General features: G+C 60.7%; 23 protein-coding genes. 1 reads left to right on the top strand and 22 read right to left on the bottom strand.

What is annotated here, in order from left to right; all coding sequences use genetic code 11:
• Positions 1-43 precede the first annotated feature (43 nt).
• The 4 genes from ACK1VC_RS06905 to ACK1VC_RS06920 are packed head-to-tail and all read right to left on the bottom strand — an operon-like array spanning position 44 to position 4,405.
• On the bottom strand, positions 44-3,100 hold the full coding sequence (locus ACK1VC_RS06905; RefSeq protein WP_449117894.1) for a host specificity factor TipJ family phage tail protein: 3,057 nt from the start codon (positions 3,098-3,100) through the stop codon (positions 44-46).
• Complete coding sequence (locus tag ACK1VC_RS06910) at positions 3,097-3,474, bottom strand: hypothetical protein (protein ID WP_209952924.1); 378 nt, start codon at positions 3,472-3,474, stop codon at positions 3,097-3,099. Before ACK1VC_RS06910 ends, ACK1VC_RS06905 begins: the two co-directional genes overlap by 4 nt.
• A gap of 2 nt (positions 3,475-3,476) precedes the next feature.
• Positions 3,477-3,956 (bottom strand): DUF1833 family protein, encoded by a 480-nt coding sequence (locus ACK1VC_RS06915; RefSeq protein ID WP_449117895.1) that lies wholly within the window; start codon positions 3,954-3,956, stop codon positions 3,477-3,479.
• A complete protein-coding gene (locus ACK1VC_RS06920; protein ID WP_449117896.1) occupies positions 3,953-4,405 on the bottom strand; it encodes a transposase in 453 nt (150 codons plus the stop codon). The genes ACK1VC_RS06915 and ACK1VC_RS06920 overlap by 4 nt, the downstream gene beginning before the upstream one ends.
• Before the next feature lie 108 nt (positions 4,406-4,513).
• On the opposite strand from ACK1VC_RS06920, the gene ACK1VC_RS06925 reads away from it, so the two are divergent.
• A complete protein-coding gene (locus tag ACK1VC_RS06925) occupies positions 4,514-4,768 on the top strand; it encodes a hypothetical protein (RefSeq protein WP_449117897.1) in 255 nt (84 codons plus the stop codon).
• Here the strand turns inward: ACK1VC_RS06925 and ACK1VC_RS06930 are convergent.
• The 18 genes from ACK1VC_RS06930 to ACK1VC_RS07015 form a co-directional block, all read right to left on the bottom strand.
• Positions 4,765-5,337 carry a hypothetical protein gene (locus ACK1VC_RS06930; protein ID WP_280091202.1) on the bottom strand — a complete coding sequence of 191 codons (573 nt, stop codon included), beginning with the start codon at positions 5,335-5,337 and terminating at the stop codon, positions 4,765-4,767. The two genes, ACK1VC_RS06925 and ACK1VC_RS06930, sit on opposite strands and share 4 nt — an antisense overlap.
• Positions 5,338-5,358: 21 nt before the next feature.
• Positions 5,359-9,531, bottom strand: coding sequence for a tape measure protein (locus ACK1VC_RS06935; protein ID WP_449117898.1), 4,173 nt, complete (start codon positions 9,529-9,531; stop codon positions 5,359-5,361).
• A gap of 57 nt (positions 9,532-9,588) precedes the next feature.
• Positions 9,589-9,975 carry a hypothetical protein gene (locus ACK1VC_RS06940; RefSeq protein WP_054830724.1) on the bottom strand — a complete coding sequence of 129 codons (387 nt, stop codon included), beginning with the start codon at positions 9,973-9,975 and terminating at the stop codon, positions 9,589-9,591.
• A 55-nt stretch (positions 9,976-10,030) separates the two neighbouring features.
• Positions 10,031-10,315, bottom strand: coding sequence for a hypothetical protein (locus ACK1VC_RS06945; RefSeq protein WP_054830723.1), 285 nt, complete (start codon positions 10,313-10,315; stop codon positions 10,031-10,033).
• Between the two features lie 417 nt (positions 10,316-10,732).
• On the bottom strand, positions 10,733-11,056 hold the full coding sequence (locus tag ACK1VC_RS06950; RefSeq protein ID WP_060489611.1) for a hypothetical protein: 324 nt from the start codon (positions 11,054-11,056) through the stop codon (positions 10,733-10,735).
• 14 nt (positions 11,057-11,070) lie between these two features.
• On the bottom strand, positions 11,071-11,280 hold the full coding sequence (locus ACK1VC_RS06955; protein ID WP_449117899.1) for a hypothetical protein: 210 nt from the start codon (positions 11,278-11,280) through the stop codon (positions 11,071-11,073).
• Positions 11,281-11,339: 59 nt separating this feature from the next.
• The gene (locus ACK1VC_RS06960) at positions 11,340-11,801 is read right to left on the bottom strand and encodes a hypothetical protein (protein WP_064614185.1); all 462 of its coding nucleotides are present in this window, start codon (positions 11,799-11,801) and stop codon (positions 11,340-11,342) included.
• Positions 11,802-11,879: 78 nt separating this feature from the next.
• A complete protein-coding gene (locus ACK1VC_RS06965; protein WP_449117900.1) occupies positions 11,880-13,043 on the bottom strand; it encodes a phage tail tube protein in 1,164 nt (387 codons plus the stop codon).
• A 65-nt stretch (positions 13,044-13,108) separates the two neighbouring features.
• Positions 13,109-13,531 (bottom strand): hypothetical protein, encoded by a 423-nt coding sequence (locus tag ACK1VC_RS06970; protein ID WP_449117901.1) that lies wholly within the window; start codon positions 13,529-13,531, stop codon positions 13,109-13,111.
• Entirely contained in the window at positions 13,528-13,908 is a 381-nt protein-coding gene (locus ACK1VC_RS06975; RefSeq protein WP_449117902.1) for an HK97 gp10 family phage protein, read from the bottom strand. The genes ACK1VC_RS06970 and ACK1VC_RS06975 overlap by 4 nt, the downstream gene beginning before the upstream one ends.
• On the bottom strand, positions 13,908-14,291 hold the full coding sequence (locus ACK1VC_RS06980) for a glutamate 5-kinase (protein WP_449117903.1): 384 nt from the start codon (positions 14,289-14,291) through the stop codon (positions 13,908-13,910). The genes ACK1VC_RS06975 and ACK1VC_RS06980 overlap by 1 nt, the downstream gene beginning before the upstream one ends.
• Before the next feature lie 2 nt (positions 14,292-14,293).
• Positions 14,294-14,686 (bottom strand): protein singed, encoded by a 393-nt coding sequence (locus ACK1VC_RS06985; protein ID WP_449117904.1) that lies wholly within the window; start codon positions 14,684-14,686, stop codon positions 14,294-14,296.
• Between the two features lie 39 nt (positions 14,687-14,725).
• The gene (locus tag ACK1VC_RS06990) at positions 14,726-15,307 is read right to left on the bottom strand and encodes a hypothetical protein (RefSeq protein ID WP_046787135.1); all 582 of its coding nucleotides are present in this window, start codon (positions 15,305-15,307) and stop codon (positions 14,726-14,728) included.
• A 48-nt stretch (positions 15,308-15,355) separates the two neighbouring features.
• Positions 15,356-16,324: a major capsid protein gene (locus ACK1VC_RS06995; protein WP_016487763.1), complete on the bottom strand. Its 969-nt coding sequence runs from the start codon at positions 16,322-16,324 to the stop codon at positions 15,356-15,358.
• 12 nt (positions 16,325-16,336) lie between these two features.
• Positions 16,337-17,047, bottom strand: a complete 711-nt coding sequence (locus tag ACK1VC_RS07000; protein ID WP_449117905.1) for a hypothetical protein — start codon at positions 17,045-17,047, stop codon at positions 16,337-16,339.
• Between the two features lie 116 nt (positions 17,048-17,163).
• Positions 17,164-18,210 carry a phage minor head protein gene (locus ACK1VC_RS07005; RefSeq protein ID WP_449117906.1) on the bottom strand — a complete coding sequence of 349 codons (1,047 nt, stop codon included), beginning with the start codon at positions 18,208-18,210 and terminating at the stop codon, positions 17,164-17,166.
• On the bottom strand, positions 18,211-19,629 hold the full coding sequence (locus ACK1VC_RS07010) for a DUF4055 domain-containing protein (RefSeq protein WP_449117907.1): 1,419 nt from the start codon (positions 19,627-19,629) through the stop codon (positions 18,211-18,213).
• Positions 19,630-19,637: 8 nt separating this feature from the next.
• Complete coding sequence (locus ACK1VC_RS07015) at positions 19,638-21,125, bottom strand: terminase (RefSeq protein WP_449117908.1); 1,488 nt, start codon at positions 21,123-21,125, stop codon at positions 19,638-19,640.
• Positions 21,126-21,127: the final 2 nt, after the last annotated feature.

The raw sequence follows: 21,127 nt of genomic DNA on the forward strand, positions 1-21,127 counted from the left end.
ACAAAAAAGCCCGCGCTGGGCGGGCATGCTCGTCAGGGTCCGGTCAGGCCGGCGGGAATTGGTCGTCGTAGATGTAAACGCGAGCGTCGTAGGGCATGCCCTTCATCGCCACGTTGCCGTTGGCTGGGTCTGAACTGGTGATCAGCGTCGGGTAGGCCCAGCGCGAGGCTGGGCCGAACAGGATGTGCGGCGGCTCAAGCGGGCCATCCACAACTGGTGTGAAGTCCAATGCTGCAACCATCGCGGTATAGTCATCGACTCGAACCGCATCCCACGGGCCAGAGAGCGTCCCATCGAGGCGGCGGACACCAATCAGATTCTGCTCTGTAAAGGACCAGTCCAGTGGCTCTGAGCTGTGCAGAAGGGTTTCCGACCCGGTTACCGAGAAGTCCAGCAGGATCGCGCTCTGGCAACGCTTAGGCGCGTCATCTGCAACGGCTGCGAAACTCAGGTAGCCGCTGTTGCTGCCGTCCATTTCGGTTTCCCAGGTGTAGATGTCCGTCCGAAACTTCTGGTGGCCACGCCGGCGCATTCCGACCCGCCATGCCCTGGCCCTGTCACTGACTCCAGGCATCTTGATCTTCTCGACCTTGGTGCCGAGGTCGCCTGGCCAGCGGCACTCAACCGTTTCCCACGCCCAGGTGGTGCGAGAGAAGAACTCCACATCCACCCCGTCGAAGTCGTTGATCGACGGCATGGCGCCGCTGATCTTCAGCATCTTGGTCATGTTCTGTGGCGAGTAGGTCTGGGTTTTCGGGCCGTAGGTCACATCGAACGCTGCCCGAGCACTGTCCCGAACCGGGCGCAGCAGGCCACGGAAAGTCACCAGCTCGCCGAACCCACACGCCAGCGCGTTGTTGATCATGTCCTTGACGGTGATCGTCGAATCCAGCGTTTCGTCGTAGGTGTCGCCGCGGGCTACGCAAATATCGTGGAAGGCCTGCCACTCTGGCAGATCAAGGTCGTCGCCCGTGTACCCGCGCTGCTTCAACTGATAAAGGCACCACGGCACGATGTCTCGGCTTGGCCCGGTGCCGCCCTCCATCAGCGGCAGGATGCGGGTTACCTCGGCACTGACCTGGCTCTCCGACTGCGCCGAAAGGCGGTCACCGCCCCTAATGTTGCAGGTCATGACTGTCAGACCTGGGTAGCTCGTAGGGGAATTTAGCATCCGGCCGCGCAGGTCCGTCCATGTGGCGTCATCCCTGGCTTCGTCATTGACGCGCCCCGGTCGATCTTTATACAGCTTTCGTACCCTGGCTTCGGCGCGCATTGGATACGGAAGCGCAACCCGCCCGGTGAACCCCTGAGCATCCAGGCTTCCTCCAGAGTTCGCCCGCTCGAGAACAGTCCAGGCCCCAGCCACATTCATGTCGCGGTATTCAAATACGTAGTAGGTATTTATCTCGTAGATTTGCCCCTCCCGCCCGATACCGGCCAGTCCGTTGGCGTAGGTTACCGTCCATTCAAGCTCGGTAACCTGCTCGTTCTCTGGGCAGCAGGCGAATGGCCCGCGGTAGCCACCCTGCAGGTTCGAAGCGTCCAATGTAATCAGGCCGCTCACCGTCTGCATGGCGTTGAAGCCAGGCCATCCCGCATCGGTCGAGCCAGACGAGGTCAGACGCTCCACCTCGAGCAGGCTGGTGCTGAAGGCGGTGATCCGGTAACGCAGCCCGCGCGGGCCGATGGTTGCCAGCCCCTGCCCCAGCGCCAAGCCGACCACTGGCGAACCACCGTCATAATCCAGCGTCATTTCCGCTGGCTGCTCTGGAGTGCCACTGGTAGTTGCTGTGCCGGTGACACCTACCGGGGAGGAGCCGAGGATGGTTGAAGCACCGGTGGCAGAGATGGCCTGGCCACTAAACGGTGTCAATTCCACGAAACGCAACCGGCCACTGCTCTGCTGAGCCTCAAACGGCAATCCGCTGAGCTGAGTGTTCAGCGCTGCTACCAGGCCAGCCAGGTCGGTTGTGGCCGTGTTCAGCGTGACGGGATAGGTAGAGCTGCCGCGCACCAGGTTGAACGTGAGCGGCGTGACGTTGAAGTCGTAGCGAGTTGGCGCCGCCGATCCGGTGCGTGTCGATGCTGTCCCAGGGTTGGCCGGTACCGCCGGTGTGTATGGGGTGTAGCTGTGCACCACGTACAGGCCCGCGTTTGCCCCTGCCACTTCGATGAGCATGCCCGCCGTTGGGTTCAGCATTTCCAGCGGACCACGGATGATGTCGCGTCCGGCACCGCCGTCGATCACCGTGTAGGTGTATGGCGAGAGCACGCGGATGATGATCCCGTTCGACCAGTCGGCCGGGAACTGGCCGGAGCCAGCCGGTACGCTGATCGTGTCGCCAACGAACTGGTACGCCGATGCCGTGGCCGACCTGGTGAGGTCGGTGGCCATGGTCAGCTCCAGGCCGGCCGACCCACTGGAGCTTGCCCCGACCTCGGGCACGTTGAACCAGTTGATGTGCGCGGGATCGGCCGAAAGGTCAGCGCCTGGCGGGTAGATGGTGAAGGTCGCGTCTGACCCCAGGGAGATCAGCGGGGTCTCACCCACCTTGACCTTGGCCAGCGGGACGTCGTACTCGCCCTCGCCGATATACAGGAGCATTTCCACGCGCTGGTCACGCGGTGCGAGATGCGCCCGGCGGGGCTGGGTCAGGTAGGACGGATAGACCCGCTGGTGCCCTGCGATCTGGCGCACCGGCTCGCCCAGCTTGACCTTGTTGCCCTTGGCGCTGGCTTCGGTCAGGGGGTCGCCCTGCTGAGTGCCGGCGCTGGATGGCATGCCGGGCATCTTGGGCATAACCAGCTTGGCGAATGCCTTCACCCCAGCAAAAAGGGTGAACCCCATGAAGGCCTGCTCCAGACCTTTCGGCTCCCGATAGATCTGCAACAAGTCGACAGGCTTGAATTTCACCTTGTGCCACAGGTGCTGCTCGATCACCTCATCGTTCAGTACCACGCTGATTGGCGGGCTCTCGCGGCGCTCATACGAAGGCGCCAAAGATTTCAGCCACTCTTCGATGGTGATTCGGCGGTCGGTCTTCCACATGCCCATTGGAGCAGTGTTAGACATCTTGTTCGGATAGAACTCGACGGTCATCGGTAGTACACCACCCTGGGATATGCGGCTTCAAAGTCGCCAGTTGTCCGGAGGCAGGCGCCGCCGGGGTTTGTGTCCAGCACCTTCAGCCGTCCTTCGCTCAGGAGGACCGTGCCGACATGCAGAAGCGCGCTCCCACGCAGCACTGCGGCAATGGCTCCAGGCTCCGGAGCGCATTCCTCCATCGCCTGACGGAGGCTGCGATAGGCCTTGGTGTTTTCTCGGATCTTGTCCTTGCCAACCGCTCCCAAGGATGGGAGCCATGGCAGACCGAACAAGTCGTGACGGATCGCCCGGCACAGCCCCCAGCAATCGAAGGCAATAGGCCCCCGTGCACCCTCGCGATACGGGGCGCGCATGAATTTCTCGATCATGGTCAGATGTACTTCAGGCCAGGTGCAAGAGAGGTGGTCAGCACGGTGCGCAGACCGTTGGTGTTGAGCAGGTCGAAGAAGCCAGCGGTGAGCTTCGCCACGTCGTCTTCATATTCACGACTGAGCAGCGTCATGCGGTACCGCTCTTGCGGGAAAGACAGGTCCTCGGCCAGATAGCGCCGGAAGGTGATGATGAAGCGCTTGTCGGCAGCCTTCGCCGCCTCCACCACCTCCTGCACCTCGCCTGTGACGTTGTCCAAGCCCAGCACCAGGTTCTGGAACGCGCTGTTGTCGTTCTTCGGCAGGGCCAGGTCCATGGCCATCGCGATGAAGGTCAGTGTGCGACCGTCCTCGGTGGTGCACACCCGGTCCTCCCAGCCTGAGCAGTAGAGGTGGGAGAAAGTGCCGCCCTCCTCCCGCGCCTCGATGGTATCGACCAGCTCGCCCCTGCCCGAGGCGTAACACTCCTCGATTAGGCTCATACTTCAGGCCACTCCTTGTTCATAGCGAGGTCGATTACGTTCTTGTTCAGCCAGTACTGCGGGAACTGCTCCCATCCGGCCGGGATAAGCGGCCTTTCTTTCAGTTGAAGCACGGCCGAGTACCGCCAGCGCGTAATCTGCGTCAGGTCAGGGCCTTGATAAATGCCCTTGAAGTGCGCCTGGTAGGTAGTGAATCCTGCCGGGGTCTGTAGCCGGATCTCGAACCACTCGAAACCATTGTCGATGGTCCGCGCGTACCAGGCCTCGAAGATCCCCGCCTCTTCCTGGCTGAAGTTGAAATTGACCTTCACCTCGGTTGGCACATACCTGTGCCTGACCCGGTACCGCGTGCGCCCAGTGGCCATCTGGGTAGCCCGCATCGGATCAACCGTGCTCAGGCCATACCCCTCCTGCAGAGGAAGTGGCAATTCTGCCGGGTATTGAATCATTGCCACTCCTCATGTCATGGCTATTTGCGACCACTCCGTCATATCCTCCAAGCGCCCCAAGGTGTAGGAGCCGGCGGGGATTGGATAAATACTGAACAGGAATGTCTTATGAGTTTTGAATACCCAACGGATGCCGAAAGAGAGCTGCACGAGATGATCACAAGGCTGAGCACCGAGCTTTCATCAGTTCGCTGCTTGGTTACCGGCCTCTGCCAGCACATCAAGGCCAATCAAGGTCAGGAGGCGCTGGACGCTGTAATTGCAACAGCGCTTGAGGAGGTCAAGGAATGCGATCGAGCCTATGCATTGCCGGCTGACAGACACACAGTGCAGCGCTTTGCAGACGGATTCGTGAAGCGCTAAGCGAAGGGGGCCAATCCAAGGGCCTCTTCGATCCGGGCAAGCCTGTGATGCAGTATGCGGGCTTGCCTTTCTTTCTCATCAAGCGAGCGCCGCATCCTTTCCCAGTTCACACGCCCTTGCTTGTTTTCCCGCTGCCAATCATCAAGGCCATCATTTTCTTCTGGCTTGAGCGTGATTTTCAGCACGGTGTCGACCCGGGCATATTCGCTGGATGACGATGATTTTCGGGCTCGAACTCGAACGAAACCGTCGCCGATTAACTGAATCGCATCTGCATAATGATCCAAGGATCCCATGGTCCAGTCGCCGCTGAAGGAATCTACCCATTCGCCAGACTCGACGCCATCCTCGGAAACCTGCATCACCTGGATGTCCACCTTTACGGTCTCAGGCAGTAACGCCCCATCGCGATCGATGATCGCCAGCCCGCAAGGGAAGCCAATGCTCAGCTCAACTGCCGAAAGGTCGAAGACTGCTCCGTGCGCGATGTCAGCCCAGCCTTCGGAGACAAGCGCCAAGACCGGGTAATAGGCTGGTGCATTGGTCGCTTCAACTACTTGCTGTTCCATGTGTATCTCCTGATTTGTCTGTTAGCCGCCTGTTCGACGGCGCCCATATGCACTCTCATACGAATCAACAACATCGCCGTAGCCTGTCGCGAACTGCCCAGCGACCTCTTGTACGGCCCGGTCAGTTGCCTCTCGGATAATGAAATCGATGTCTCCGTTAGGCATGCGCCGTTGTTCCACCTGTGCGCTGGAGTAGTTGTGGACGTTAATGTTTTGCTGGATTCCAGGCGCGCTGGCGGTTCCGGACTGAGAGCCCCCGGTCACGCGCGCCGACGTGATAGGCGTGACGTTGCCAGTCCGCAGAGCCTCGACTGCAGAGACGCCGCCAAAGCGGCGGATGTCAGCCTGGGACCAGACCACCTCGCCTTTGTGCACCACACCAGCTGGCTCGTACTTGCCACCAGGACCGGTGTAGCCGCCCTCAGCAAACCCGCCGCTGATTCCACGGATCAGGGCATAGGCTGCAATCAGCGCAGTACCACCGACCACAGCCGCAGCACCGAAGGAACCGATCGATGCGACCAGTGCCGCCGGCGCCCAAGAGGCCAGGGTCTCCACAGCCGCAGAAACGTTCGCCGCCAGGGTGGTAGCGATCGTGGACAGGGTGGACGCCTCGGCGATGCCGTCTGCCGCAACCTTCGCGGCAGCCTTCTCGCCTTCGGCTACCACCACGGCGCCCTTTTCCGTCTCGATGCCGGCGAGTTTCAGCGCCTGCATGACCAAGAATCGGGCTGTGATGTCGGCGAACGCTGTCAGCATCGAGTTGGCGATGGTGCCCGCCAGGTTGCCAAAGGCATCCCCCAGGCTTTCCGTGCCCTTGATGATGCCCTGAATGCTGCCGGAGATCGACGAAGTTGTGTCGCCAAGGATCGACTCGGTAGCCGCCCGGGCCTGCTCGTTGTAGTTGGTGGCGATATCGACGTAGTTCTGCCAAGACTCCGACACCCCAGTGAGCCACTCCGACCGCATTGCATCCTGCGCGGCGTAGTAGTTCTGCTGGTCAGCCATGCGCGTGGCCAGGGCTGCTTGCAGGGCCTGGGTCTCGCCCTTGTAGAGGTCCGAATCCTCGGACGTGGGGTTCTTGATCTTGTTGTAGTCGTAGGTCAGCTTCTCCAGCTTTTTCTGATATTCCTGCTGGATTTTCAGATCATCCTGGAGGCGATTACGTGCTCTGTCGCTTTGCCCCGCGCCCGCCAACTCAGTCGACAGGCCCTGGCGCGCAAGGTCGGTCTCGGACTTCAGGCTCTCTGTAAAGGCTCTCAGCTTGGCGTCGTTCTCCAGCCGCTCCTTGATCAGCTCGTTCGCCTTTTCCAGCGCAACGTTCTGCTTCTGCTGCGCCAGGTTCAGCTCGGCCATCGCGAGGATCTGCTTCTGCGAGGCGGTGAGGGTCTTCTTCTCCTTGAGGCTGGCGATCTCGGTTTCGAGCTCGATCAGCTTCTTGGCTTCGGTGCCCAGCGCCTTGCCGCCACTACCTTGAAGTTGAATTTCCTTACTCTGCTGCTGGAGTACTGCGTAACGCTGGCGGGCGTCATCCAGAAGCTTTTGGCCCGCATTCTCCAGAACCTTCGCATCCTTAAGGGTGCTTTTGTTCGGATCAGTTGTTTCGCTTAGCTGGCTGATGGCCTCATTTGCCAGTTGCTGGGGCGTTTTGCGAGGAAGCACCTTAGGCGCTTCGGGTGTGCCGCCATTGGTGAGAAGACCGTAACCGGCCAAGTTCTGGCGGGGCGTGCCGGGGAACACAAGATTCCTGGCCGCCGACACCACCCGATTCATCTGCTCAAGCTGCTTGTCCGCACTTTCCTTTGCCGCCTTAGCAGCGTCTTCGTGCGATTTCTTGACCGCTGCCGCTGCATCCTCGGCTGCCTGCTGCTGGGTATAGAGGGCTACCAGCTGAGCCTTAAGCGCCGCCTGCTGTACCTTGTCGTTTTCCTGAATCGCCTCCTTGTATTTTTTCTGGGCGTCTTGGATTGAGCCCAGAACCTCAACCTCCTTGCGCTGCTCCGCAGTCATCTTGAGCTTCGTAGCGTTGTAGGCAGCGATGGCCTTCTCGTTGGCGCCGTACAGGGCAATCTCTTCGCGCATTTTGGCGATGAGCTTCTCTGTTTCTGCCGTCTGGGCCTTGGTTTGACCAGATGCTCCAGCCTGAGCCGAAGAAAGTGATGCTGTGCCCTTGGCGGTCTTGGCATTGGCGCCGTCAACTTGCTCCAGCACGGTCGCGAGATCTTTTCCGCGCTGCGCACTCTTCTCGTATTCGGCTGCAATGACCGACAAGGCTCTTTCCACGTCGGGCGAGATATTGGCGGTGCTCTTCAGCCACTCGGTAACGCTGTCAAGGTCGCGCTTTCCGTTCTCAACCTCTTTTATCAGTCCACGGAACTGGCCAGAAAGGCCATCGTCAAGCCCCAAAACCTTCTCAGCATCGGCGTACTTCTTGAGCGACTCGGTAGCAGCTTCAACCTTCTCTGCACGCTCGTCGACCCACTCGATCAGCTTGACGCGCTGCTGAGCCTTGCCGAGCTCGTTGAACTTCTCGACCAGCTGGTCAACAGTTAGGCCTTGGGCATCGAGAGCCTTGGTGGCGTCGTCGGAGTTGTCCTTCATAAGGATGTAGCTTGCAGCAAGGGTTCCGACTAAAACTGCCAGCCCCAGCGGGCCTCCCAGGGATGAAAGAATGCCAAGATATGCCGACCTCATCCCCGCTTGGGCCGCGCTTGCAGCAGCCGTGGCCTTGGCCTCGTTCATCCTGGCCTCAGCCAGCGCAATAGATGCTATGGTCTGAGCGGCCGTACCCCTCGCAGCAATAGCCTCACGCTCAGCAAGAATTGTCGCAGTCTGGGCCTTGATCCGATCCTGGTTGGCCGCGTTAAGAGTTGCCTCTGCTTGCGCTATTGCCGCCACCCTGCTTGCTGCGCTTGCCGAAGCAAGGCGAAGCAACTTGGCTGAAAGTAGCGCGGCGCCAGCAGCCCCAACGCCAGCCATCACAGCCCCGGCATACTCCACGGTCTTAGCAACCTCAGAGGATCCAGAAGTCAGGGAGTCAAAGACTTTCGATACATCTACGATACTGCTGGCAATAGCCTGGCTAGCACCGCTGACCTGATCGAGTTTGCCAATCATCTGCGTGAACGAGTTTCCAAATGCGGTCAGGCTGTTGCCGATCGTCACTGCGGTCTTGTTGAACAGAGCGTCTACCGCAGCCTCTTGTTTTTGCAGCGCCTGGACGACAGCTTCAGCGGTAAGAAGACCGGCAGCCCCGAGCGCACGCAACTCGCCCACCGTCTTCCCCATGCCAGCAGCAATTGCCTGGGCCAGTGCGGGCGCTTGCTCCATCACGCTGTTCAATTCTTCGCCGCGCAGCGTTCCGGATGCGAATGCCTGGCCAAGTTGTACCAGAGCAGCGCTGGATGACGCGGCAGAGGCGCCAGATATTGCGAGGGTTTTGCTGATGGTGCCAACGATTCCGGCCACACCCTCGCCAGTCAGCTTGAGTTCTTTTTGGTTGGTAGCGATTCGCTGATACAACTCGGCCGTGGCGGTCAGAGGCTGATATGCGCTCTGCGCGATCTGGAAAACAGCTGATTGAGCAGTGCTGAGCTCGTTGGCAGTTTCAGTTACCAACCTCATGCGGTTGGTTAGCGATGAGTATGCTTCCGCTGCGTCGTAGATAGACTTTGTCAGCGTGGCGCCGCCGAACATAGCGAGCAGCGGCCCGGCCAGGTCAGCGGCCGTCGACCGCAATGACGACATGCTGCTGTTCAGCCCGTTGACGCCCCCGGCGGCATTCCTGGTAGAAACGGTAACAGAGCCGCCAACTCCATTCAGTGCTGCCGTGGTCCGCAGCGAGGACTGCTGCAGCTCATTCATGGCTCGGGTGGCGGCTGCAAGTCTGGCCTCTGCTGCCGTGGCATTTGCTCCGGTAGTGGACAAGCTCCCGGACGCCCCAGAAAGCGACTGCCCGGCTTTTGAGCCTGCTGTACCCAGGCCATTCAATGCTGCCTGGGCTGCCTTAATGCTGGTGGTTGCCGCATTGATGCTGCTGACCGACCCTGAAACGCTATTGAACACACTTGCCATAGCCGGGCCAGTTCGCAGGCCGGCCTGGGTGAGAGCATCCAGTGCCACGCGGATAGCATTTACCTGCTGCTCTGCGGTGCGACCGTCTACTTCAACCTCGAGTCGAGATTTCAGGGCCATGCTTTTCTCCGGGCATTAAAAAACCCGCGCATGGCGGGCTTCAAGTATTTTTTGGGTTCAGGTTATTTTCTTTCTGCATGAACTGCAGCTGAACTCCCCTGGCATAACTTCGACTTGGCAGTCACGGCAAACTCTTACCGTATCAGGAGCCTTTTCTTCTCGCGCCGGCCCTTCATCAGTCTGCTCCACGTGGCCATTCACCCAGGCGAGGTCACTTTTCTCCTTCGCCTGCCTGTTGGCGCGCCTAATGGCTTCTCGCATCTGCGGACTTTGCCCAGAAGACGGCCGACGCCTGAGCAGGAAAATAGCCACAAGCAGGCCAGCAACTGCCGAAGCAGCCAGAACATACACGCCATAGACGGCTGCCGCGCCTATGGCGACAACGATCAGCCACGGCGCCAGAATGAAGATGATGATCAGCAGAAGGACGATGATTAGCCGCATTCGAGAAACTCCCTGTAGATATCAGTAATCTACCATTCACCGTAGCGATCAGGCATCAACGCCCTTCCGACGACTTCGTGATAACCATTTTGTTGTCCGGGGCACTGCAGGTGATGATCACGCTGCCGTCTGCCACATAAACCCTGGTCATGGTCATGGCGCTGGTGTTCACGATGTGCACGATATCGCCAGGCGGGACATTCAGCTGTGCGATGGTATTGGCTTGAGCTGCTTGGCATTTCTCGAAGCTCATCGACACGGAGCTAGATTCAGCAGCGGCGCTGGCGACGGCGGGGATGGCCATGATGGCGAGCGCGGCGAAGATACTTCCTTTGTTCATGGGAAACTCCTTGATTGAAGGTGGCAATCTACCACCATCAGCAGGAAGCGCCAAAACCCGGCAGACCTGTCCGCCCATCCAGCGTGGATGGAAACCCAGTAACCGGCCAGCCCGGCACCGTAGTAGCGTTTCGCCTCCTATCATCCGCCCCGGTCCATTGCCGGCAAGCCCATGGACCAGGGCAAAATCGACCAGGAGGTCGCATGAGTCTCAGCGTGACAGTGAACTACCCCATCGTGGATAAAGCCCTTGTCTGCTATCACCGATACGTCAACAAAGAGATCAATTTCGAAGAGCTCCAGAAGCAGATGAGCTACCAGGATGGCGATGCACTTTCGAGATCGCCTTACGTGCGCTTCAAAATAACGCTCTTTGCGTCGGGTAGATATCGCATCAGACCTCTAGGCGGCGACACCATCACAGAAGCGGGCCAGGCTCGACTACAACAGCTTCTGAAATAGCCTTCACGTCAACGCCGAGCTCTACGAGTTTTTTCTCGTAAGCTTGGCGAACCTCTGCCTCAAGCTCTGCATCAAGATGCAGATCCGTTACAGCGGCCACGAGGTTTCCTGCCACACCACCCTTATTCGGCACATTCCAGCGCCCAAAGCCCAGTCCATGGGTGAGTTGCATCGCCACCTTTTCCAGCTCGCGTAACCTATCCAGCTCTGCCTGCTCGCATTCGCCTGGGGTAGACAGCAGCTCGGGCAGCACAGCGGTGAATGATTGGTTTCCAGTCATGGCATGACCTCTTTCTATTCGTTTTCTTCCGCCAGCGCTGCTTCATCCAAAGCGAATATCACCTCGTCCACAAGCCGCCTGGGCAGCGGCAGTGGGTGCACCTCAAGCCAGTCGGTGATCTCGCGGGCTGAAAGCCTCAGCGGCTGCACTGCAGTGGCCCCGACCAGGTAGCGCCGGCCGCGCGCCGCATTTCGGAACGCATTCAGCAGGCTGCCGGTGATCACATCCAGCTCAGGCTCATCTGGTACCGCAATGCGCAGTTTCTGGTAGATCAGGCTCTTCTTTACGCTTGAAGAACCCCAGTCTCGCTCCCACTTGAAGCGGTCGACTGCTTTCCCTTGATCTCTTCCTGCTCCTTTTTGTTGTCGGCCGCGATGGTTGCTGCTCGCTTGATGACAAACACGAAGAAATCGGTATCGCCGCGCAGCATTTCGGTGGCGATGGCCTCGCTGTACTTCAGCGGGTTTCCATCCTCGTCTTGGGCGCCCTGCCAGTCCTGAAGGATGAACTGGGCCAGCAGCATGCAGTGGTTATCATGCTCGGACTTCTCGCCAGCGACCACGCCAACCGAGCCTTCTCCGAATTGGGCGTCATTTCGATCCAGGCGACGGCGCATACGCTCCAGCGCGATCTGGTACTGCTGATTATCCAGCGGCATCAGCAGTACCTGGGTGTCTTCGTCGAACTTCTCCCAGCGCGCCTCACCGCTCTTGCTGGTGTCAGTCTTTTTCAATTTGAGAGCCATGAATCATCCTCACGCCACGCCATAAAAGAGGCCGCCCCGGCCGGCGTTATTGCCGGAGCGACCGAAAGGTGATGCGGGTTATGCGGTGACCGTGATGGCCGAAGTAGCGGTCTTGGTCTGGTCCGAAACGCTGGTGGCGATGATGACTGCCGACCCAACGGCAACGGCGGTGACCAGGCCGGAGGAGTTGACCGTGGCGATCGACGGCGCCGAGCTGGACCAGGTGACGTTCTGGGCGGCACCCGATGGCAGCGCAGATGCGGTCAGTTGGCGGGTCGCCGCTACGGCAATCGAGGCAGTGGTCGGGGCCACCGACACGCTGGAGACCGGTACGAATGGCACCCGGGTAATGGTCGGGGCCTGCTTGGCAACGGTGTAGTTGAGCGTGACCTCGATCAGGTCGCGCTTGCCGCCGTTTGGCAGGTCGCCATCCACTTCAAGGGCCGGGAACGACAGGTCGTAGCGGTTGCCAAGGCTGTCAGTGATCGGAAACGCCACCGCGATGGTCTTGCGGCTGAAGGTGTTCTTCCAGATCTGCCAGGCGCGGTTCGACCAGGCCAAGGTAACGGTGCCGGTGATCGCTGCTTCAGTGGCGATCTGCGCCCCCGGGCCAAGCTTGCCGCTACCGATACAGCGCTGAGCCTGCAGGCTGTTGTCCAAGTTGACGGTCAAGGCCGATACGCAGGCCGAGCCTTCCAGGCTGACGCCATCCACCGTGATGCTGCCCACGTTCAGGTTCGACATGAACGGGGTGGTGGTCGGCGGGGTAATTGTGGCAACGGTGTTGGTGTCGCCGTCCGCATAGTCCAGGCCGGCCATGGTGAAGGTGGCGGTGATCTTGCCGTCTGAAGGGATGTCCAAGGCGAAGACCGAAGCGTGCATGCCCTTGAACAGGGTGTACACGCTGACGTCGTTGAAGTTCTTCGCGACGGTGAAGGTGCGGCGGGTGCTACCCACGGTCAGGACGTCACCAGTCCAGGTGCCGTAGAAGGCGGCCTCCAGCAGCTTATCGAAGGTGCCGTAGGACAGCTCGCCTACCAGGTCGCCTTGAATGTCGGCGCTGGACACGACCGAACCCTGGCTGATACGGGAGTCGGTGATCTCATCGCTGACCTGGGTGTTCACGGTCGGCGACAGGGTATTGCTGGTCAGGCGCAGGGTATCCCAAGCGCCGGTTGGTGGAGTGACGCCCGGGGTGACCTCGGGAATCAGGTAGCTGGTTACTTGGGCGCCGCTGCTCATGGGTTATCTCCGTTCTGCGGGCATAAAAAAACCCGCTCGCGGCGGGTGGGTCTTGGTGTTTCGGGTCAGCCGGCGTGGAACCGGGTGTTCACATTGATCTGGTAGAAGCCCTCGAACTCACCTGCGTCTACCTGGCTGGTCTCGATGCACTCAAGGTCTCCACTGCTCCAGTATGCGAAGTGTGCCTCCAGCGCGTCGGCAAGCTCGTTCAATCCCTTGATTCCTGTTTGCAACCGCGCAAAGCACTGAACCGTGATGATTCCTGGCTTCCTGGTGTATGGGCGATCAGCCATGCCGACCATGAAAGCCGTCGCGTGACCGATATGAAGCCTGCACCAGAGTCCTGTTGCGGGAGGTTTGAATGCGCCAGAGGTGTCCTGGCTCGTTGAAGGAATCTGGGCATTCGGATAAAGGATTCTGGCCTGGTCAATGCCGGTGAACGACACCATGCGAGCCACTATTGCCTGTCGAATCTGCTCATAGGTCATGACGAGTACGCCGCTGCCACGCCGGTGAAGGCAAGGCCAAATACGCCATTGGGAGCTTGCTTAGAGTGCCCGTTCTCCAACTTCTCGGCGTATGGAAGGTTGTTTTGGATGTAGACCACCGTGTACGGCTTCAGCCCGGTCAGCACCGCTTGGCCCGCAGCGATGGTCGAGGATCCAGTTTTGTCCACATTGTCGCTATTCGAGAGGATCGGAGCGCCTATGCTAACGACGGTATTTCCCCGGAAACGACCAGTGTCTACCGGTGACCTCTGTACTATGTCGCCGAGCAATGCCATGGCGATGATTCTCGCCTGCTTCACTAGGTCGCTTTCAATCTGATCAGCGAATGCGGTAGGTGGAGTGCTCCATCCAGCCATTACGACCTCCTCAGCTGGATCTCGTAGTGGGCTTTGGCCGGGTCGATTTCAGGGCTCACGATTCGGTATGTCACCGGCTGGCCAGTGATCAGGTCGTCGGCAGTGATCTGGTGACCTACGGCCGGCCTGTCAGTGACTTCGTTAGCCAGGCAGATCAGCAGCACGTCGCCAACCTTGATGTTGATGTTGTCGACGCGACGGCTGTCGTAGCTGTCGAGCACGCCTCGCCCGGTGTAGGTAACTGGCTGAGCCGTGGTCGTCTCGTTGACTGGGTCCCACACGCCAGGCCCCAAGTAGGCGCCGGAGAACGGTACGACCGCATCGGCCAAGTCTTCGTCAAAGGCTTCGGCCAGGTCGGCCTGGATTTCGTCGCGAATACCCATCCCTACCCCCTTTTTACAGCGAAGGCGAACGGGTTACTGCGCCATGGGGCGAGCAGCGCCAGGGCCAGCTGCACACAGGCGGGCTGGGCGGCCGCGCTGGCCTTGTCGATCGAGCCGAAGGCCTTGCTGGTCGTCACCGATCCTGCCTTGACGGTCTTCGCCTCAAGCGAGCCCTCGGTCTGCTGTTGGTACAGCTTGCCCTGGGATGCGCACTTGGCCAGTCGGGCACCAGCCTCCTTCACGTCGTCGGGGATGTCGTCCATGTCGATGCCAACCAGGTTGAGCGCGGTCAGGTAGGCGTTCGCCTCGAATACCGCTTCTTCCTTGTCGGCGTCAGGCGCCCAGTTAGCCCCGAGGATGCTATCCACGGCGGCCACGGTGATGTAGGTAGCCATCAGGCCTCCGCTTGAATGAGAGGGGCCGCAGCCCCGGGATTACTGCTGGCCGAGCTCGGCTACCTGCTTCTGCAGCGACTCTTTCGAGGCGTTGGCGCGGTAGGTGACACCGGCCTTGTCCAGCGCAGCCTTCAAAGCCTCGACCTCAGGATCAGCAGCCGCAGCCTTCAGGGATTCGATCTGCTTGAGCAGATCAGCTTTTTCCTGCTCCAGGTCGATTACCTTCTGGACTTCGCCGTCGCGCTCGCGCTGCAGGCTGGCAACTCCAGCATTCACCGCTTCGAGCACCTGGAGCAGCCGGCCTGCGGTTTCGCCCAGTTCGCCTTGCGGACGCTCCAGGCTCTGATCAGCGAACGACTCGACAATCACGCCGATGGACGCCAGCTCAGCGGTCAGGCGGTCGACATCGTCATGGCTCAGTCCACCAGACTCGACAACCACGGCCACGGCCTTCAGTTCGGGGCGAATGGTCACCTCAGGCACGTCTTTGGCCTCGCCCTTGCGACTGGTAGCAGCGTTGGCATCAACGATTACCAAACCGGCTTCCTTAGCCAGTGCCTTCACGTTCTCCTGATACTGGTGGAACGGTCCCGCCAAGTACCAGATGTTGTTCTTGCTCATGCTCACGTCCTCAGCGGGCCAAGCCATCGACCCAGCCCGCCATCAGGGTTACTTGGAGGCGTCACCGATCAGAGCGACACCAGCGGTGTGCTTGATGCTGGTGGCGGTCTTGTCCCAGTTCGTCCCAGTGGCCAGTTCGGCATCGGTCGGAGACTTGCCGCCGGCGGTCACATCCCAGGTGTAGCCCTTGAGGCCCAGGCCGAAGGTGTAGTCGGTCTGCAGAGTGGTCTCGATCCGCTCCTTGCCGTTGGTGGTCTGGACGTTGCTGATGATGTCGCGACCGTCGTGCACCAGAGCCGCACCCTGGACCAGAGACAGGATGATCTCCTTGTCCGGGGTCCCATCCTGCATCAGCGCCGGGGCATCGGTCACAACCGAGACCTTGCCCAGGATGTCGATCACACGGACGTTACCGGCCTGGAACAGTTGCTGCTGGTTGGCCAGGTTCTGACCCACCAGCTTGTGGTAGGTGGTGCCCTGCATCACCTGGGTGACCAGGTTCTGGCTCGCATCACCGAACTTCGCGTGAGCGTTGTTCAGGCCGGCGTAGGTGATGCCGGCGGTGGCCGACACGTCGTTGACGGCAGCGGCCTGGGCAGTGATCGCGGCGACCAGGGCGGCGATGGCGGTGTTCAGCTGGTCCTTCAGCAGGATCTCGGCGAACGCGCGGGACGCGACCTCGATGCCTTGAGCGGTCGGGCGCTCCAGCCAGGTCATCTGCGAAGGTTCGTAGCGGATCGGACCGAAGCCGCCAGCTACCTTCACCGAAGTGTTTTTCAGCTCGGTCAGGTCGGTGATCGGCGCGGCGCCGTTGGCGGCGTAGCGATCAACGCGGCGCTGGGCAGCGGCCAGGGTCTGGAAGAACGACTCCTGCAGGAAGTCGCCGGTGAAGCCGTCCGGGGACAGCACGATGGCGCCGCGGCTGGCGGCGTTGAACGCAACGAGCATCTGATCCAGCGTCTCGATGGTCGCCGGCATGATGTATTCGTTGAAAACCTGCATTTGCGACAGGGACATGGGTGTATTTCCTTATTTCAATGGAAGGTCTGGGAACCGGCTGGCCAGTGCCGCCGTGCGTTCCTCTTTGGTGCCGCCGATGTTGCCTCTTGCGGCCCCGCCGCCTTTTCCGGCACCCCCGGCCCCGCCGCCAGATGCCTTGCTGCCAGCGATCAGCGGGCCGAAGGCCGGATCGTTGGTGAATTCTGCTTTCAGCTCGTCAAGCGTTGCCGCCGAGAGCTTGCCGGCGGCGTCGAGCACAACAACGGTCGGTTTACCGTCGCGCTGCTCAACGCTCAGCCGGCGTTCAATGTGGGGAAGCAATGCCTTGGCGCTGCCTGGGACAGCCAGGGTGGTCGCGATCTCGGTAGCGGTGCGACCCACGGTCAGATCCCGGATCTGGCCTTGCAGGGTGCTGTTGGTGCTTTCGAGTTGGCCGGTCAGCTCTGCTTCACGGCGGGCGTACTTCTCGGACCAGGATTTCTCCAGGCCCTCGACATCGCCAGTCTTGCGGGCGGCCTCCTCAGCCTCTGTGCGCGCCTTCTCTTCGGCTTCGCGACGGGCCTTCTCGGCCGCCTTCTTCTCGCCCAGCAGTTCTTCCACCTTGGCCTTCAGGCCGGTGACGTCTTCCTGCTGAGGGAGCCCATCGATGCCAAGGACGAACTTGCCGTCCTTCTCGACGTAAAGGGCCTGAATGGATTCGTCGACGCCTTCGAGGCTGTCCAGTTGGAATTTCAAGGTCATTGCTGTCTCCCAGAGACGTTGGGCAGGCCCTGCCTGCGGATACAAAAAAGCCCTGACTCAGCCAGGGCTTGGAAATGCGCGCCACGAAATGGCGGACCTGCGTTTTGTGGCGCGGATCAGTTCAGGCCGGCCCGCTCGAAAGCCTCAGGCTCGCGTTCGCGCAGCTGTTGAAGATTCAGCGTTTTGCCGTTGGCGTCCGTGAATCGCTCAATAGGCAATTCGCCTTTCTTGAACAGGGCATACCGGGAGGGCCCAAGCACCTCCTTCTGGAAGCCCGCTGACTGGCGCGCCAGCCATTCGGGGTAGCTGGTGTCACTGACCACAGGCTTCGTGCCGTCCGGCCCAACCGATGGCCGCGTTGAGCCAGGGATCTTCCGCTCGTACTCAGGCTTGAGCACCGGGATGACGGTAGTCCGGCAGTTCCAGTGGTATGGCGGCCGTGGCCCATCAAGCGGGATAATCGTCCGGTCAATGCTCATGCAGTACAGCGACGTTCTTGAGTCGAGCGTGGCGATACGGCGCATGCCCAGCAGAATGTCGTCGTTCGCCTTCAGCGTTTCGACCCGGGCGGTACTGGCGATGTGGTTTGTGGCCGTTCTCACCAGCGCTGACGCCTGATCACGCTGCACCTGGTGCAGGCTGTTGAGGCGCCGGGCGATTGCCGGAGTGGTCTCGCCCAGCGCAGAACCGATCTTGATCTCGCTGAGGATGTCGGCGGCCTTCTTGGTGCCGAACTCGTCCAGCGCGCCGCTGATGCTGATCTTCTGGACGCCCTTGCGAGCCTCCAATGCCATCGGATCAAGCTTGGCCGCCGAAGTGACGATCTGCGGAGAAGGAGTGTTGAGCTGAACCCTTGGCTTCACCACCTGCTCCAGCAGGTCGATGTTGTACTTGGCCTCCACGCCGGCGAAGGACTGAAGTTCAAGCTCCATCTGGCCCTTCATCCCGGTGTAGATCCCGGCCAAGTCCTTCTGCAGAACCCTGATCTGCTGCTCGTAGCGCCTGGTGCCGTATGCGCTCAGGCCTTCAGCCACCCTGCTCTTGGCAACATCAATGGCCTGGGCGATGAATGCTGCGATCTCTTCGGCGTTGTGCGCCGCATAGAGCTGGACGTAGATGGCGTGCCGGGTGGCCTCATCCTCCAGATATCCGTCAGCGCTCATTTACTCCTCCGCCTCGACCGTGACCCCGCCAGTTACCGGAGCCTCGCTCTCGCGCTCCAGGTCGATCAGCTCGTCGGTGCGATCCGCCTCCAGCACACCACCCTGGCGCAGGTTCGTGCGCAGGTCCGACTTCGCAATCAGGCCCTGCTGCCATAGTTGGACCTGGGCCAGGATGTCTTGGGCGGTCATCGTCTCGTCAAAGAACGATTGGTTGAGCCAGAAGACCGTCCCGGCCTCATCCGGCTCACCCATCATGAAGCGCTCTGCGTCGAGGATGGCCCGCTTCAGGGCCTCGGAAACGTTGCCGGCGATGGTGCCCAGCACGCTATTGTCCGAGCTGTAGCGGATGCGCACGGCCTCTGCTGTCTCGGCACCGCCCGCCTTCTGGACGATTCGCGCGCCGATCATCAGCATCTGCTCTTCCTTGTCCTTCAGCAGCGTGCGAGCCAGTTGGCTTTCGGTTGCCTGGACGAGGGTCGCAGTACCGCTCTTGCCGAGGTTGTAGCCGCGGGTCGAGCCGATGTGCATGCCGTTCGGGTTCACCTTGGCGAACTCGTCAGCGCTGATATCGGTGGTGATGAACAGCGTGGGCTGGCTGCTGATGAAGCCGCTCTCCTCCACCGTGGCGCTGTTGCCGTAGTGCAGGATGTTCACATCGGCCAGGTCTTCCAGTGGGGACTTGTCGACGCTGGCGTCGTTGTTCTGGGCGCCGTAGAAGCTGAAGAGGATGTGATCGAACGGGCGGCCATTCTTGTCGAGCGGCGCGACCTCGGTGTAGGTGTTGCCGTCTTCGGCGTAGACGCGCTGGACGTAGCGGCCATCAACCAGCAGCAGCACGCGATATTGGGTGCTCGTTGTGCGCTCCAGGCTGTCCGGACTGAACACGGACACGCACTCCAACAGGCAGACATAGACCAGGCGCTTCACGCCATCGACCACCTGCTCGTCCCAGTCGATGATCGACTCGGCGCCGTAGTGGTGAATCAGCGCGCTGCGGCCCTGCATGTCAGCCATCGAGGACACGCCCTCAACCGCAGGGAAGTCCACGAGGAAGCCGCCGCGACCGGCGTCCAGGCATTCGCCAACGGCATCCTTCGACAGCTGCTCCAGGCTCGTGCCATCGCCGCTGGCGTTCTCCTTGAGGTACTCGACCCCGGCGGGCAACTCCAGCTCTGCAGTCTTGCGAAACACCGCACCCAGCAGGCCGGTACGCGTGCGCCCGGTGATGTTCAGAAACATCGCACGCTTCTTGTACTGCTTGTACCGCGCCTGGTTCTCAGGAGACTTGTTCTCCGGGTCCGGCATCGGCAGGTAGATATCGTGCTTGCGCACCTCGCGGGCGCCCGCCACGCAGCGCTTGACCAGCTGCCAGCCGGGCAAGGCCTCCGAGTACTCTGCCCGGGGGAGGAAATTAGGCATGGATGGCCTCAGAAAGTGAACGAGATTGGAACGTGCTTGACCACGGAGCGCTTGGTCTTGGCCACGGCGAAATAGCGGAAGGCGTCGGCCGGGTGAGAAGACCAGTCGTGCAGGGGCTTGTCCTTCCAGCACCCGCGCTTGTCATCCCACTCCTTGCGGTAGCTTTCCAGGGCGGTGATGCCTTCCTCGCACTTGGCTTCGTCAAAGGCACAGTTGGGCAGAATCTCGCGGGCCTGCTCGATGCCTTCGTCAACCCCAAGCTTGGGCACCACCTGGAAGGTCATCGAATAGCGCTGGCCGTCGATCTCGTAGCCCTCTCGCGCGAGTTCACGCCGAGTCTTGCCGTCGCTACCAAATTCCCGGTTGTCGATGTCGTGGGGGCCCCAGTGCTCGCCGTAGGTGTATCCGCGATCCTTCAGCACCTTCATGTAGTGCCGCAGGCCTTCGCCGCTGTTCTGGTAGAAGTCGATGACGTGGAATTCTCCGCCGACGATCCGGACGAACCAGATCGCGGTCGAGTCGCCCACGCCGATGTCCCAGAAGGTGTGCACCGGCAGGTGGCTGTTGTCTGGCAGCTTGCCGATGCGCTGGGCGGCGTAGAGCTTGGTGAACTGCTTGGCGTAGTAAGCGCCCTCGATCGTCTGCTGGAATGCTTCGGCAGGGATCGACGGGTATTCCCGCTTCATGTCGTCGCCGAGGGTCTTTTCCTTGGCCACATACCAGGCGCGCTGGCCGGGGTTGGTGACGATGCCGTTCTTGGCGGCCAGGTCGTCGAAGTACTTGGCCAGCCGGTCCGGAATCAGCACGTCGGTCGGGTCAAGCCAGTAGAGCGGGTTCCGCCACCAGCTGAAGAAGAAGAACTTCCAGTCCAGCAGGCCCAGGGGCACGCCAGCCAGCTGCTGCTTCTCGGCTGACTGGCTGTAATCGAAGAAGTACCCGGCCCGGCCTTCCGCCGTCGATTCGATCGTAACGAAGCACTCAGCGGCCACGGCCTCGAACGCACCGGTGACGATCTCCCGCGCCTTGTGCGGGAACTTGGCGCAGATCTTCCCGAACTCGGAAACGTGCAGGTAGCGCAGCGTGCCGCCCCGGAAGGAGGTGGACACGTAAAGCGACCCGCCCTTGCTGAACACCAGTTCGCCCGCGGCATCGTTGCGCGCCGGGTTAGCTGCCTTGATTTCCTTGGGCAGGTGATCGTAGGCGTACTTCACCTTCTCCCGGAACAGGCGCTTGGCGTCGTTCAGGGTGTGGGCGATAAGGGCGCATTTGGCAGCCTCGAACAGCGCGGCATCCAGCTGGACGATGCAGACCAGCGTGGTGAAGCCCAGCTGCCGAGCCTTGAGGATGATGTTGCGGGTGTGCATCCCCTGGAAATAATCGACCTGCTCCTGCGTCATGCGGAAGCGGACCTTCTTGCCCTGCTTGTCCGTGATGAAATACAGGTTGTTCAGCCGCCAGAACCGATCCCGGAGCAGTTTCATGTGCTCGGGCTTCATGG

The sequence above is a fragment of the Pseudomonas sp. XP2 genome, assembly GCF_053557975.1.

What these genes read in the sequence shown, in the direction of transcription:
- ACK1VC_RS06915 (WP_449117895.1), bottom strand. Translation starts at nt 3,956, where the DNA reads ATGAGCCTAATCGAGGAGTGTTACGCCTCGGGCAGGGGCGAGCTGGTC.
- ACK1VC_RS06940 (WP_054830724.1), bottom strand. Translation starts at nt 9,975, where the DNA reads ATGCGGCTAATCATCGTCCTTCTGCTGATCATCATCTTCATTCTGGCG.
- ACK1VC_RS06975 (WP_449117902.1), bottom strand. Translation starts at nt 13,908, where the DNA reads ATGGCTGGATGGAGCACTCCACCTACCGCATTCGCTGATCAGATTGAA.
- ACK1VC_RS06965 (WP_449117900.1), bottom strand. Translation starts at nt 13,043, where the DNA reads ATGAGCAGCGGCGCCCAAGTAACCAGCTACCTGATTCCCGAGGTCACC.
- ACK1VC_RS06990 (WP_046787135.1), bottom strand. Translation starts at nt 15,307, where the DNA reads ATGAGCAAGAACAACATCTGGTACTTGGCGGGACCGTTCCACCAGTAT.
- ACK1VC_RS06920 (WP_449117896.1), bottom strand. Translation starts at nt 4,405, where the DNA reads ATGATTCAATACCCGGCAGAATTGCCACTTCCTCTGCAGGAGGGGTAT.
- ACK1VC_RS06930 (WP_280091202.1), bottom strand. Translation starts at nt 5,337, where the DNA reads ATGGAACAGCAAGTAGTTGAAGCGACCAATGCACCAGCCTATTACCCG.
- ACK1VC_RS06910 (WP_209952924.1), bottom strand. Translation starts at nt 3,474, where the DNA reads ATGATCGAGAAATTCATGCGCGCCCCGTATCGCGAGGGTGCACGGGGG.
- ACK1VC_RS07010 (WP_449117907.1), bottom strand. Translation starts at nt 19,629, where the DNA reads ATGCCTAATTTCCTCCCCCGGGCAGAGTACTCGGAGGCCTTGCCCGGC.
- ACK1VC_RS06980 (WP_449117903.1), bottom strand. Translation starts at nt 14,291, where the DNA reads ATGGGTATTCGCGACGAAATCCAGGCCGACCTGGCCGAAGCCTTTGAC.
- ACK1VC_RS06935 (WP_449117898.1), bottom strand. Translation starts at nt 9,531, where the DNA reads ATGGCCCTGAAATCTCGACTCGAGGTTGAAGTAGACGGTCGCACCGCA.
- ACK1VC_RS07005 (WP_449117906.1), bottom strand. Translation starts at nt 18,210, where the DNA reads ATGAGCGCTGACGGATATCTGGAGGATGAGGCCACCCGGCACGCCATC.
- ACK1VC_RS06985 (WP_449117904.1), bottom strand. Translation starts at nt 14,686, where the DNA reads ATGGCTACCTACATCACCGTGGCCGCCGTGGATAGCATCCTCGGGGCT.
- ACK1VC_RS06995 (WP_016487763.1), bottom strand. Translation starts at nt 16,324, where the DNA reads ATGTCCCTGTCGCAAATGCAGGTTTTCAACGAATACATCATGCCGGCG.
- ACK1VC_RS07015 (WP_449117908.1), bottom strand. Translation starts at nt 21,125, where the DNA reads ATGAAGCCCGAGCACATGAAACTGCTCCGGGATCGGTTCTGGCGGCTG.
- ACK1VC_RS06970 (WP_449117901.1), bottom strand. Translation starts at nt 13,531, where the DNA reads ATGACCTATGAGCAGATTCGACAGGCAATAGTGGCTCGCATGGTGTCG.
- ACK1VC_RS06960 (WP_064614185.1), bottom strand. Translation starts at nt 11,801, where the DNA reads ATGGCTCTCAAATTGAAAAAGACTGACACCAGCAAGAGCGGTGAGGCG.
- ACK1VC_RS06925 (WP_449117897.1), top strand. Translation starts at nt 4,514, where the DNA reads ATGAGTTTTGAATACCCAACGGATGCCGAAAGAGAGCTGCACGAGATG.
- ACK1VC_RS06950 (WP_060489611.1), bottom strand. Translation starts at nt 11,056, where the DNA reads ATGACTGGAAACCAATCATTCACCGCTGTGCTGCCCGAGCTGCTGTCT.
- ACK1VC_RS06905 (WP_449117894.1), bottom strand. Translation starts at nt 3,100, where the DNA reads ATGACCGTCGAGTTCTATCCGAACAAGATGTCTAACACTGCTCCAATG.
- ACK1VC_RS06945 (WP_054830723.1), bottom strand. Translation starts at nt 10,315, where the DNA reads ATGAACAAAGGAAGTATCTTCGCCGCGCTCGCCATCATGGCCATCCCC.
- ACK1VC_RS07000 (WP_449117905.1), bottom strand. Translation starts at nt 17,047, where the DNA reads ATGACCTTGAAATTCCAACTGGACAGCCTCGAAGGCGTCGACGAATCC.